The sequence below is a fragment of the Flavobacterium xylosi genome, assembly GCF_042787345.1.
Classification (GTDB): Bacteria; Bacteroidota; Bacteroidia; order Flavobacteriales; family Flavobacteriaceae; genus Flavobacterium; species Flavobacterium xylosi.
The window spans coordinates 19,205-32,938 of the sequence record NZ_JBHZPZ010000021.1 but is presented as its reverse complement, the minus strand read 5'-3'; the positions used below and the strand labels follow the sequence as shown (position 1 = coordinate 32,938).

Annotated in this window: 9 protein-coding genes; all 9 read right to left on the bottom strand. The window is 35.7% G+C overall.

Going from position 1 to position 13,734, the window contains the following annotated elements; genetic code table 11:
• Positions 1-3 precede the first annotated feature (3 nt).
• On the bottom strand, positions 4-1,026 hold the full coding sequence (locus ACFX5E_RS14595) for a polysaccharide biosynthesis protein (protein WP_379855892.1): 1,023 nt from the start codon (positions 1,024-1,026) through the stop codon (positions 4-6).
• 13 nt (positions 1,027-1,039) lie between these two features.
• Positions 1,040-2,113 (bottom strand): Wzz/FepE/Etk N-terminal domain-containing protein, encoded by a 1,074-nt coding sequence (locus ACFX5E_RS14590; protein ID WP_379855891.1) that lies wholly within the window; start codon positions 2,111-2,113, stop codon positions 1,040-1,042.
• Between the two features lie 280 nt (positions 2,114-2,393).
• Positions 2,394-4,820: an SLBB domain-containing protein gene (locus ACFX5E_RS14585; protein WP_379855890.1), complete on the bottom strand. Its 2,427-nt coding sequence runs from the start codon at positions 4,818-4,820 to the stop codon at positions 2,394-2,396.
• 388 nt (positions 4,821-5,208) lie between these two features.
• Complete coding sequence (locus ACFX5E_RS14580) at positions 5,209-7,584, bottom strand: GumC family protein (protein WP_379855889.1); 2,376 nt, start codon at positions 7,582-7,584, stop codon at positions 5,209-5,211.
• A gap of 7 nt (positions 7,585-7,591) precedes the next feature.
• On the bottom strand, positions 7,592-8,386 hold the full coding sequence (locus ACFX5E_RS14575; protein ID WP_379855888.1) for a polysaccharide biosynthesis/export family protein: 795 nt from the start codon (positions 8,384-8,386) through the stop codon (positions 7,592-7,594).
• Between the two features lie 2,581 nt (positions 8,387-10,967).
• Positions 10,968-12,386 carry an undecaprenyl-phosphate glucose phosphotransferase gene (locus ACFX5E_RS14570; RefSeq protein WP_379855887.1) on the bottom strand — a complete coding sequence of 473 codons (1,419 nt, stop codon included), beginning with the start codon at positions 12,384-12,386 and terminating at the stop codon, positions 10,968-10,970.
• 219 nt (positions 12,387-12,605) lie between these two features.
• Positions 12,606-12,875: a Txe/YoeB family addiction module toxin gene (locus tag ACFX5E_RS14565; RefSeq protein ID WP_379855886.1), complete on the bottom strand. Its 270-nt coding sequence runs from the start codon at positions 12,873-12,875 to the stop codon at positions 12,606-12,608.
• On the bottom strand, positions 12,866-13,072 hold the full coding sequence (locus ACFX5E_RS14560; RefSeq protein ID WP_379855885.1) for a DUF2683 family protein: 207 nt from the start codon (positions 13,070-13,072) through the stop codon (positions 12,866-12,868). The genes ACFX5E_RS14565 and ACFX5E_RS14560 overlap by 10 nt, the downstream gene beginning before the upstream one ends.
• A 346-nt stretch (positions 13,073-13,418) precedes the next feature.
• A complete protein-coding gene (locus ACFX5E_RS14555) occupies positions 13,419-13,730 on the bottom strand; it encodes a helix-turn-helix domain-containing protein (RefSeq protein WP_379855884.1) in 312 nt (103 codons plus the stop codon).
• Between the last annotated feature and the right edge of the window lie 4 nt (positions 13,731-13,734).

Below are 13,734 nucleotides of genomic sequence, written 5' to 3'. Positions count from 1 at the left end.
GTATTATTTATTATGTGATTTTAATTCCTCTTGAACGTAATCTAAAGTCAATAGTAATTTTTTCAATTCTGGAATACTTAACCTGTACGTATTGTCAGAATTATACTCTTCATTTAATAATTTTGGACCATCTTCTTGTACGTACTTAGTATAATTCAAATCTCTAAAATCAGCAGGAACTCTATAAAAATCTCCTAAATCATCTGCTTTTGACATTTCTTCTTTAGAGCACAAAGATTCATACATTTTTTCAGCATGACGTTCTCCAATAATCTTAATTTCGTTATCAGAGTTAAAAATTTCTTTTAAGGCTTGAGCTAGATCAGCAATCGTAGAAGCAGGTGATTTTTGAACAAAAATATCTCCAGGATTGCCATGTGTAAACGCATACATGACTAAAGTAACCGAATCGTCTAAAGACATCATAAAGCGAGTCATTTTAGGATTGGTTATTGTAAGTTGTAGACCCTCTTTAATTTGCTTGATAAATAAAGGGATTATAGATCCTCTGGAGCACATCACGTTTCCATAACGTGTGGCTGTATATATTGCATTAGCATTTTTTACTCTTGAATCTCTAGCTTTAGAAACAGCTAACTTTTCCATAAAAGCTTTAGAAATTCCCATTGCGTTGATTGGATAAACTGCTTTATCAGTACTTAATACAACAACTTTTTCAACGTTATTTCTAGCGGAAGCCTCTAGTACATTCTCAGCACCTAAAATATTAGTTTGCACGGCTTGCATAGGATAAAATTCACATGATGGAACTTGTTTTAATGCGGCAGCATGAAAAACAAAATTAGCACCATTCATGGCATTATTAATACTATCAAAATCACGAATATCTCCAATAATGAAATTTAATTTATCATTTTTGTACTCGATACGCATATCTTCTTGTTTCTTTTCATCCCTTGAAAAAATCCGAATTTCTTTTAAATCCGAATTTAAAAAACCTCTGAGCATGGCATTACCAAAAGAACCTGTTCCACCGGTAATTAATAATACTTTATCTTTAAACATTTATATTATATTTTTATGAATCTTTATTTATTATATTCAAAATTCGTTTAATTACCAAAACTACAATAACAAAGAACCCCGCTAAAAATCCTCCCATCACAATTCCTTCAGCTTTCCCAAATTTTTCTTTCTTCAATGGTAAAATTGGCCTGTCTATTAACTGAATTAATGGCGTTTCCTTGCGCAAAGTAACTTTGGCTAATTCTGTTTGTTTCACCAATTCGGTTAATATACCCGTATTCGCCTGCACGTCAACTTGTCTTCGGGCAGAAGGAGCACGTCTTACATTCAATGCAGGATTCAAATTGAAGGTATTATCATTGGCTACAGCTACACCGGTAATTGCTCCATTGAGTTCCCTGCGAATCGAATCAGTTTGACGTTCGAGAATATCCATATTCATTCGTGCCTTTTTACTTTTAGAAGTAACATAAAAATTGGACACTTCCTTAACAAGTGCTTCAGTAAAATATTTAGCAAACAATTCGTTAGTAGAAACCATATCAATACTTATAATAGCTACTTTCTTGTCTTTTTGTCCAACGGACAATCCACTTTTTGACAAATCCTCATAAATCACACCCAAAATACTGTCATGCACTCTGCTAAGGTATTTGCGTTTCACATTGGGCAAAAACTGAATGGCTGCAAATTTAGGATTATCGCTCCATTTATCCCTCCATCCTATATTCTGGATATACATTTCGGCCAAAGAAATACTTTTATCGCTAGAAGCAACAGGAGTTAATAAAGTTTGTTCGACCATACTACGGGACTTAAACAACTCCGTCAAATTAGAACCGGTAAAAATACTACCACCACCACCACCAAGATCCAGTCCAAACTGACTCGCTAAACCCAAAGCGCCTCCTAACCCTCCACCGGATTTTTCGTCTTCTAACGCAAAAGACAAAGTAGCAGTGTAAATAGGTTTCTTAATATAGGAATAGGCTAATCCTAAACCAGCTCCAACAATTGCTGCCAAGAGTATAATTTTCCATTGCAAAAGTAAATACGAAAACCAATCTTTGGCTTTTTCAAGCAATTCTTTTAAAGAGATTTCGTCGTTAGGTATTTCTTTATTCATTGTTTCAAGATTTTACGCCTGTATTTTATTTATTATTTAAATGTATATTTTAAACAGTGTCGATCATTTGTCTCTAATGTCATCCTAAGCAAGTCGAAGGAAGGGTAGAACAAATGAAATCTCCTATCTGAGACTAATCACTGATCCCGGAACACTGAAACCTGAACACTGTGAAACCTGCACTAATTACTGAACACTAACCACTGCAACCTGATCACTGATCACTGATCACTGCAAACTGAACACTGTGAACTGACCACTGAACACTGACCACTGATCACTACCTCAATATCGCTATAATAACACCCGCCAAACTGGCCAAAACCCCCGCTATACTTACAAATTCACCAGTACTCATCTTTTTAACTTCTGGCTTTTCCGGAACAATGATCTGAGACCCCGGAGTTACTTTAGGATAGGAACGTATAAACAAGAACGAATGCGCTACTGCCGCTTTACCGTTTGGATAAATGATATATGCCTTCTTTTTCCAACCTTTATTATCAACTCCACCAACAGAACCTATATAATACCTAAACCCTTTCCCTTTTTGATAAGGTATCTCAGAAGTCAACAGTACATTTCCGGTAACTTTTACGCCTTCATTAAAAGCCGCCACCTCAATTTCGTCTCCCGGAAACAGCGTTACATTAGTATTACTTTTCGGATCTTTAACAATCGATTTCCAATCTACGGGTATTGTAGCAAATTTTAAATCTTCTTTTAATTTTTTGGTCAGTTTTTTTTGAATACTGTCCTTTTTACCCAAATTCAAATCAACACTTTCTACCGCTTCAATTTGTTTGGCTTGTATCGGTCTTTTAATTTTAACTCCTTCTATATTGGCTAAGGACGTCAAGCCACCTGCCCTTTCAACAATATCATAGACCCTGTCTTTTTTGGTTGCCAAAACATATTTTCCGGAATAATTCACCGCACCGCTTATGGTTACCATCTCTGGTTTTTCATACACGGCCATTTTGCGGATATTCACCACATCAAATGGCTGTAAGTCAAAGTTTTTCAACTGTTCATTGTTGTCTGCTGTGATCTCTAAATTAAACAATTGCGCTTTACTTGGATTGGTGTCATCAATTTCTTCCGACTTGATCATTCTCGCTACTTCCACTCTTTTAGAAGCAGAGCCAGTCAATCCGCCTGCCTGCACCAATAAATCATTTAACGTTAAACCTGCATGATAATCATAAATACCTGGCTTTTTAATCTCCCCGTCAATGGTTATCTTATACTCTTCAACAAAATCCAAAATAGAATACACCGTTACGACATCTTCTCTTTTCAAAGCCACATCTGCTTCAAGATCTCCCTCCAAGGCTTTCGCCAAATTCACATTGACAATTTCCGTTGTCAAATCTGATTGTAATCGAATGATTCTGGCTCTGTTACTATACGCATCTTCTTTCAACCCATCCGCTTTTGCAATCAAATCGGAGATACGCATTCCTTCATAAAAAGAATAGGTATCAGGTCTAAAGACAGCACCGTCAATTTTGACACGGTTTTCAAAACGGTTTAAAATTTTTGTAACTCTAAATACATCCCCCGAGGAAGGTTTATAAGTATTAAATTCCGCGAATTTGACATCGCGAACTTTAAATTCTTTATCCGTTTTTTGCAATACATTTACCGAAGCTGTATAGGCAAATTCATTAAATCCTGAAGCAAAAGATAATAAATCAGTAAAAGTTTCTCCTTTTTTCATTTCAAAAATACCGGGACGTTTCACCTGCCCTTCCACAGTAACTCTTTGATTATATGCCGGAATACGAATAACATCGTTGTCTTTTAATCCCACATTATCCGATTGATCACCATTCACTAAAAAATGATAAATATCAATAGTACGATATATTTTATCATTCCTTAACAATTCAATATTTCGATAACTACCATTTTTTCCCGGACCACCACCCAAAAACAAGGCATTATAAACGGTTGCCAAAGAAGATATCGAATAATTACCCGGCTGTCTGCTGCCTATTATGGTTACTCGAATCGTCCGTATACGGCTCAAACTGATCCCTACTTGTGATTGCCCGGATCCAACTGTGCTATACACTCTGGCAATAGCTGTTTTTATTTTTTGGGTAGCAGCTTCGATAGTCATCCCCGAAACCGGAATCTGACCCACGTACTGAATATTTACCTTACCTTCCATGGTTACCGGCACAGACGCATTAAATTCCTGCACGCCATAAACGCTAATTTGCAATTCATCACCGGGTCCAAGCACATAATTAACTGGCGTAGCCAATTTTAAATTGGGCTCAAAATTTAAGGTAGGATTGTCAAACAATTCCGAGCCGAAAATCAAAGCATTGATTGAATCTTTTACTTTTTTATTGACGATCTTATCCTGCTTTCGGGTCAGTTCATTCGATTCTTTCTCGTCTTTTACATCCTCTTTTTTAGCATTGGTAGCATCATTTTTTATTTCTCCCAAACGAGTTTTCAATTTAGCAAACTCCGATGCCGGCATTCCTTTAGCTAAAGCCATTGGTTCCGCTTGCTCAATAGTCATATTATTAGTTTGCAACTGAGTTTTAATCTTAGCAATATCACTATCCGATAAATAATCTACTTTCAACGTACTCAAATCGGTACTTTTAAGTAAGTCTTGCGCTAGCATGGTGGAGGATTGAAAAAGGGCTATAAAAAACACAGCCACAATAATTATTTTTCTCATGTCTATTCTAAAATTTACAATTTATATGTATTCTACTTGGAAATCTATTCTTAAGATGACCCTGCTATTATTAACTCCACATGGCTTCGCCATTGTAAGCCACATAGTGAGCACACTTATTTTTTAAAATTTTTACAAATCTAGCCTAAATTACAGGAAAATCTATACTTTCAGTAGGAAATATAAAACAAAAAATAAAATTTTTTGACATATATCAAGGTACTAGAGAATTAACCTTTCTTTACCTTTGCGAAAGTAAACACATTTACTCCCAAATGACAAAAAAAAGTGAATTCTATAAGTATTAGTACTAATAAATAGAAAAAAGTTTACAAAATAAAAACATCTTGTAAACTTTTAAACCTGTTTCAATTCGAAATAAATAGTACTATATTTTCAATATTTTTTTATACCAAGGTTCATTCACCACTTTTGCTCCATAGCCATAGCCATAGCCATACCCTTTTGTGGAATCCGTATCATTAAGAAGCAGACACATATTAGGCAATTTTTGCTCCTTGTATAGTGTATTGGCTATGCTCAGCATACGTTTTTCTAAAAAATTAGCTCGCGCTACATAAATAAAACAATCCGCATGTTTCGCAATCAATAAGGTATCCGTCACTAAACTTACCGGGGCTGTATCCACCATAATATAATCGTACTGTAATTTTAATTCGTTAAAAAGTACATCCACTTTTTTACTCATTAATAACTCGGCCGGATTGGGAGGAATTATACCTGCAGGGAGAATATGAAAATCTTCAAATCCATCCTGTTTAATAATCAGATCTTCTAATTTTAAATCTTTCGAAGACAAATAATTGGTAAATCCTCTTTCTGGCAAAGTAAAATATTCGTCTAATCTTGGATTCCTGATATCCATACCAATTAGCAACACTTTTTTTCCAGACAAGGCAAATGTTGCGGCAAGATTAGCCGATACAAACGTCTTTCCTTCTTTAGGGAAAGTAGATGTTAAAAATAGTGTTTTGGCTTGCCCTTCCTCCGCTTTACTCAACATAAACTCCAGATTGGTTCTGATGATTCGCAAAGCTTCAGCAGAACTGGTTCGACTCTCTGATTTTATAATTTCCGAAGGACTGTCAGAAGTAGGCAAATCCCCTATAAATGGGATAAGCGTTTTACCATCTAAATCTAGGCGGCTTTTTATTTTAGTATCCAATAAATCATCCGTATAAATAACTCCAAATGGAATAAGGAGTCCTAATAATAAACCAGCTAGATAAATAATATTTTTCTTTGGGGAGATAGGATTTTTATCTGCTTTGGCTACGTCAATTACTCTGGCATTGGGCTCTGTAGCTGCTAGTGAGATGGCCGTTTCTTCCCTTTTTTGCAACAAATACAAATACAATTCTTCTTTGACCTTTTGTTGTCTTGCAATCACCCTGAACTGACGCTCCTGCACCGGAATTTTGCTAATTTTGGCATTCAATATATTTTCTTCGCTATTTAGGTTTCTTTTTTCAATGTTTAAATTGGACTGCATCCTCTGCAAACTTCCTTGAACATTACTTTTCAAGGAGGTAATTTCCTGATCCATTTTTACCACCGATGGATTGACCTCCGTAGCAGATTTCAAAACTCTATTGCGGTCTAAAACCAATTGATTGTAAGAATTAATCATTCCCGCTGCACTAACATCCCCAGAAATAATGTTTGTTGGTAATAAATCTGCATTTGTACTTTTCTTCAGAAAATTCAACATAGAGCTAACCATATTCAACCGAATCTCTGTCTCTACCCCTTTTTTATCGTATTCATTAGAACCTTCGATAAACAACTTTGCTTCTGATTCGATATCAGTCAGTTGATTCGATTTTTTAAAACTTTGCACATCCTGTTCCACTCCATCCAATTCTTGCGTAATCAATTTTAATCGATCGGCGATAAAAACGGAGGTATTTTCAGATATAAAATTTTTGTCGGCAGCGGCATCTTCATTGTAAATTACGGTTAAATTATTTAAAAAATCTTCCGCCCTTCTTATTACCGGACTGATTATGGAAAGCGTCACAACACTACTGGTTTTGCTGACTGGCTCAACTTTTAAGCGGCCTTGAAAACTTCTTACTACATCTTCGAGAGGGCTAACACGTATTTTAACCGATTTATCATAGAACTTTTTCGCCTCTACATGTTGCACTAATTTACTAATGATCAAAACTCCGTATTTGGTCATTATGGGTTTTTCATATTGAAATTCATTTTTTCCACTTAAAATTATTCTGGGAGAATCATTAGTTGCTACATTAACTAATTCAAAAGTAGAAGGTGTCAATTCCTTAAAATTTAATTGAATCGAACTTTGATAAAACTCATTCGTTTTATCCATAAAGTTAACAGAAATAGGGGCTTCATCATAGATTTCCCTGTCAGAGATTTGCCCTGCCATGACCAGACTGGTGTTTAAATTTAACTTTTTTACCGTACTTTCAACCAATGTGCGTGACTTTAGAATTTCGATCTCGTTATCGAGATTACTTTTCATACCTCCACCCACTCCTAGGTCAGCAAATGCCGAAAGTTCGGAGAGCATACCCCCTTTTTTATCGTCTTTTACCAATATTGTAGTGGCCACCTGATATTGTGGTATAGTGTATCTCAAATATATGTACGCACCCACTAAACCAATAGTCACGGCCAATACGAACCATTGCCAGTGAATCAAATACTTATTAAAAAATGCTTTTAAATCAAAATCGTTTTCATAATCTTCGTCAAAGTTGTTATTTTCCATTCAAAATTTATTTTGTAGTCGTAATTATTAGGGTAATCAAGGTAATCAATATAGACGTTATAGAAATAATAACTCCGGTATTGGGACCAATTGCTGCTCCGTTTATCTTAGTTTTATTTGGCTCCACATAAACCACATCATTTTGGGCCAAATAATAAAAAGGAGAATTAATAAACTCCGCTTTGGTAATATCTACTCTGTTATAGGACTTCACTCCGTCTATTTCACGAATAACTAATATATTATTTCTTTTCCCGTAGATAGTCAAATCCTTAGCTAACGTCAACGCTTCAATCAAGGTGATTCTATCAGAAGCCACAGGAAATGTGCCGGGTACATTCACCTCTCCCTGCACTGAAACTTTGAAATTCATGATACGAAGATTGATTATTGGATTTTTAATATAGACGGCAATTTTGTCCTGAAGCATTTTCATAACTTCAGAGCGAATTAATCCGCTTACTTTTAGTTTCCCTAAAACTGGAAATTCTATTGACCCATTAGAATCGACTAAATACAATTGCATGGTTTGTAGGCCAGCAGCAGCATCTAATTTGCCCGGAGTTTGCACTGAAATTGATTTCAAATTAAAGGGCGCGGCAATTTCCGGATCTTCGGCAGAAACAATGATCATCAACAAATCATCCGGTTGTATTTTAATTTCATACGAATTAGATTTATCGGCGGGAGCCATTCCATCAATACCTTGATAGTAGACCACATCCTTTCGGGAAGCACAAGAAAAAAAGAACAGCACTAAAAACAATGGAACTGTTTTATGTAATAAAGAAAAATATTTCATACGTTTTTAATTTTTAAAAGCCGCAAATATAGCGATTAAAATTTTTATTAAAGTTAAAAAAGTAATACGACCAGAAAATTCGCTTATAAGGAATAGAACTGTAAAAATTGCAGATTTTAGAATTTGGAATTTGTTTTAACTCTCAATAAATACAAAGGCACGGACAAATTCCCCTCTTCAGAGAGCCTGTCCCGTTTTTAGGACGGGAGGTTAGGGGTGTGTTTATTTTTTAATCATGAGCGAAAAAGAACAAAAATATCCTATATGCAGTTCGCTTTTAAAAACCGAACTGCACAAATTGCCGGTTTTAGAATTTGGAATTTGTTTTAACTCTCAATAAATGGAAAGGCAGGGACAGATTCCCCTCTTCAGAGAGCCTGTCCCGTTTTTAGGACGGGAGGTTAGGGGTGTGTTTATTTTTTAATCATGAGATGAAAAGAACAAAAATATCCTATATGCAGTTCGCTTTTAAAGAATAGAGCTGTACAAATTGCAGATTTTAGAATTTGGAATTTGTTTTAACCCTGAATAAATAGGAAGGCAGGGACAGATTCCCCTCTTCAGAGAGCCTGTCCCGTTTTTAGGACGGGAGGTTAGGGGTGTGTTAATTTTTTAATCATGAGCGAAAAAGAACAAAAATATCCTATATGCAGTTCGCTTTTAAAGAATAGAGCTGTAAAAATTGCCGGTTTTAGAATTTGGAATTTGTTTTAACTCTCAATAAATACAAAAGCACGGACAAATTACCCTCTTCAGAGAGCCTGTCCCGTTTTTAGGACGGGAGGTTAGGGGTGTGTTTATTTTTTAATCATGAGATGAAAAGAACAAAAATATCCTATGTGCAGTTCGCTTTTAAGGAATAGAACTGTAAAAATTGCAGGTTTTAGAATTTTGGAATTTGTTTTAACCCTGAATAAATGGAAAGGTAGGGACAGATTCCCCTCTTCAGAGAGCCTGTCCCGTTTTTAGGACGGGAGGTTAGGGGTGTGTTTATTTTCAATCATGAGCGAAAAAGCACAAAAATATCCTATATGCAGTTCGCTTACAAAGAATAGAACTGTAAAAATTGCAGGTTTTAGAATTTGGAATTTGTTTTAACCCTGAATAAATGGAAAGGCAGGGACAGATTCCCCTCTTAAGAGAGCCTGTCCCGTTTTTAGGACGGGAGGTTAGGGGTGTGTTAATTTTTAATCATGAGCGAAAAAGAACAAAAATATCCTATATGCAGTTCGCTTTTAAAAACCGAACTGCACAAATTGCAGGTTTTAGAATTTGGAATTTGTTTTAACCCTGAATAAATGGAAAGGCAGGGACAGATTCCCCTCTTAAGAGTGGTTAGGGGTGTGTTAATTTTCAATCCTGAGCGAAAAAGCACAAAAATATCCTATATGCAGTTCGCTTTTAAAGAATAGAGCTGTAAAAATTGCAGATTTTAGAATTTGGAATTTGTTTTAACCCTGAATAAATGGAAAGGCAGGGACAGATTCCCCTCTTCAGAGAGCCTGTCCCGTTTTTAGGACGGGAGGTTAGGGGTGTGTTAATTTTTTTTTCATGAGATGAAAAGCACAAAAATATCCTATATGCAGTTCGCTTTTAAAGAATAGAGCTGTAAAAATTGCAGATTTTAGAATTTGGAATTTGTTTTAACCCTGAATAAATGGAAAGGCAGGGGCAGATTCCCCTCTTCAGAGAGCCTGTCCCGTTTTTAGGACGGGAGGTTAGGGGTGTGTTAATTTTTAATCATCAGCGGAAAAGCACCAAAATATCCTAAAATCGTCTCGATAGATAGTGATGCGTTTACTGTGCGATAACCCGTATTCAGGATTTAATTGAGCCTCTCTGAGTTTTTATAGAACCGTCCGTTCGGATGTTCTGATAGCGGTCGGGGACATTACACCGAATAGTGACTTAAAATAAAAGAACACACCCCTAACCCCTCTCAATAAGGGAATAGTACCGCGTTAATTACAACTTTAGTGCTTTTATGTCCGCATAACCGAATAATCCTCATAACTAGTGCGCTTATTACTCTTCTTTGAATACTTTACATACAACTCCTCCTCAGTTTTCACCAACCACTGAAAACGGAAACTAAAAACGGATCACAAACCCCTTTACACTACTCACTGATGACTAATCACTAAAAACTGAAAACTGATCACTGAAAACTGAGACTGAAAACTAAGACTGAGACTGAAAACTGACCACTAAAAATTTATTACTAAAAACGGAGACTGAACACTGAACACTAAACCCTGAACACCAAACCCTGACCACTAAACATAATCCCGAAAACTGAGACTGAACACTGAACACTGATCACTAAACCTAATCCTTGAAAACTGAGACTGAAAACTGAGACTGAGACTGAACACTAAACCCTGACCACTAAACATAATCCCGAAAACTGACACTGAACACTGATCACTGACCACTGATCACTGACCACTGATCACTAAACCTAATCCTTGAAAACTGAGACTGAAAACTGAGACTGAGACTGAACACTAAACCCTGACCACTAAACATAATCCCGAAAACTGAGACTGAACACTGATCACTGATCACTGAACACTGAACACTAATAAGCCTTCTCCTCCCCTTTAAACACATTAAAAACGGTAAGATAAATAATTTTCATATCCAGTAAAAGACTCCAGTTTTCGATATACCAAATATCATAATCCACACGGTCTTTCATTTCGATCAGTTCTTTGGTTTCTCCACGAAAACCGTTTACCTGTGCCCATCCCGAAATACCAGGCTTGGCATAATGACGCACCAGATAATTATTGATTAATTCCGAGTATTGTTCGGTATGCATCAGCATGTGAGGACGCGGTCCTATCACCGACATTGTACCCCAAAAAACATTGAAAAATTGTGGCAATTCATCAATATTGGTTCTGCGCATGAAAGCCCCAAGCTTGGTTACCCTTTTATCTCCAAGTGTCGCCTGCAACTCATCTGCTGCTTTATTCACCCGCATCGTTCGGAATTTCAAACACCAAAATTCTTTATTATCTCTGCCGGAGCGCTTTTGTCTGAAAAAGATGGGTCCCGGAGAATCCATTTTTATTAGGATAATCAGTATGGGGAATAACCAGGGAAAAATCAAAACGATAACCCCAAGAGAAAAGCAAACATCAACTGTTTTTTTCAACAACCGATTAAGGGATCCTTCCAGAGGCTCCTTACGCAACATCAGTACGGGCGTGTTTTCGTAAAAAGTGATTTCCACTTTACGGGATCGGGTGTACTGCTGGAAATCAGGAATGAATTTGATACGCACCATATACCGTTCACACAAGGCCGTTAATTGATGGATTATTTTAATGTTATCAATGTGCAACGCAATATACATTTCATCTACATTGTTCGTGCTGATATAGTCTTGAATATCAACAAATTTACCCAGCACAGGTAATGAAACCCGCGCAAATGGATCTACTGTATCATCAAAAAAACCAAGGATCCGATACCCATACGTCAGGTCTTTTGAAAGAATCCTTCTTATGTTCTCCCCGGCATCATTGGCCCCTACTATTATTACCGTTTTAAAATTATATCCTTCGGATCGGATGTACTTTAAAAATTTCATAAACACCACACGGGACACAAAAAGTAAGATAAAAAAGATCAGATAAAAATACAACAAACGCAAACGCGATATATCCGAATATTTCAAAACAGTCACGAATACGGCAATCAAAGACACATGAATGGAGATATGCTTGATCATTCGTATAAGTATAGTCTCAATACGCTCAATTCGGATGATTCTATACGCATCTTTATAAAGCAATAAAATAACCCAAAACAGATTAGATAATAAAGAAACAGTCCGGACTTCCTTCAGATGCATCCGGTCGAAATTATCATAGCGAATCACAAAGGACAGAATGATGGCTCCGTTTAATAACAATGTATCCCATAGTATAAAACAAAGTTTGAAATAACGGGAAAAACGGTATGCGGATAGATCTTTTAATAGTGACATATAAAGCGAAAAGGGTATTATTTAATTATTGGGGTATATTCTGATGTAGATCAAAAAAAACAGAGCCTTCAGGAACACAACTGGAAAAATTGCCACTGTAAATGGAAAGCCCAGTAATGGAACTGTAGCAATGGGTTTAGTCATTATTTTAGTTGATTTTTAAGTAAGGTAACATAAAGGCGACCCATCGCAGATCGCCCTTATTTATTTTTCGTCTTTTTATTTATCGTTATAATATCCCCTTGCCGATTTAATTTCTAATACATCATCATTTAGCATTTGATAAATTAGTCTATCTTTTTTATTTATTTCTCCTGCCCACTTTCCCGTTAATTCATATTTCAAACCATGAGGTTTTCCAATTCCTTCGTAAGGATGTTTCAAAATATCCCCAATCAAAGTACTTATTTTTTTGTGGATTGTTTTATTACCCGTTTTTTTCCAAAAAATAATATCTTCTATTGCTTGAGGGGTAAATTTTATTTCCATAAATCCTCAAGGGCTATTTTTATAGATTTTCCGTTTTTAAAGTCTTCATCTCCCTGAAGTATTTTTGCAACAAATTCTGGATTGTACGGTTTATCCTCCATTTCAATAGGTTCAAATTTCACATTGAAAGCTTCCAGAAATTTTTCTACCATTAAAAGCTCTCTTTTGTTTTTAGGTGTAACAGCTAATACAGTCATAATCAGATATTTTTACAAAGATAGTTATTTTACAATTTGGATAGACAACCGGCAAATCGAACATTATGAAAAAAGTCTTTCGTTTTTTATCCGGAAAGATTGCCAATGTTGATGGAATAGCACATAAAGTGAACCTAAGATATTGATGTAGTCATTATTTATTATCATTGTGTGGCTTATTAAATCCTTTCAAAAACATTTTGCATTTTCTTTTCTAAAATCAACTTGATAAAAACAGGACCATAATACAAATACCTTTTCCACATTCGTTTGGGTTCTTTGATTAAGCGGATGAATCACTTCAATTGTAACGAGCTCCAAACCTTGGTTGTGTAATCAGTACTATTTATGGAATAACTACTTTTTGATTTAATAATTCAACATTAAAATTGATTTTTGCATTTAGGGCTTTGAAAACTTTGATTATAGTATCAAATCTGGCGTCAGTTAAGCTGTTTTCTATTTTCGAAATCTGAGCCTTTTTTACTCCCACTAATTCTCCTAATTGTTCTTGAGTTAAGTTTCTTTCTTTTCGGATTTGTTTGATAGTTTGTCCAATCAAATCTATTTTTAGTTCGTTTTCAAAAGCTTCTCTGTTTGCGGTCCCTTTTTCTCCAACGAATTTATCTGTTACTTCATCTAAACTATAGGTTTTCATACTC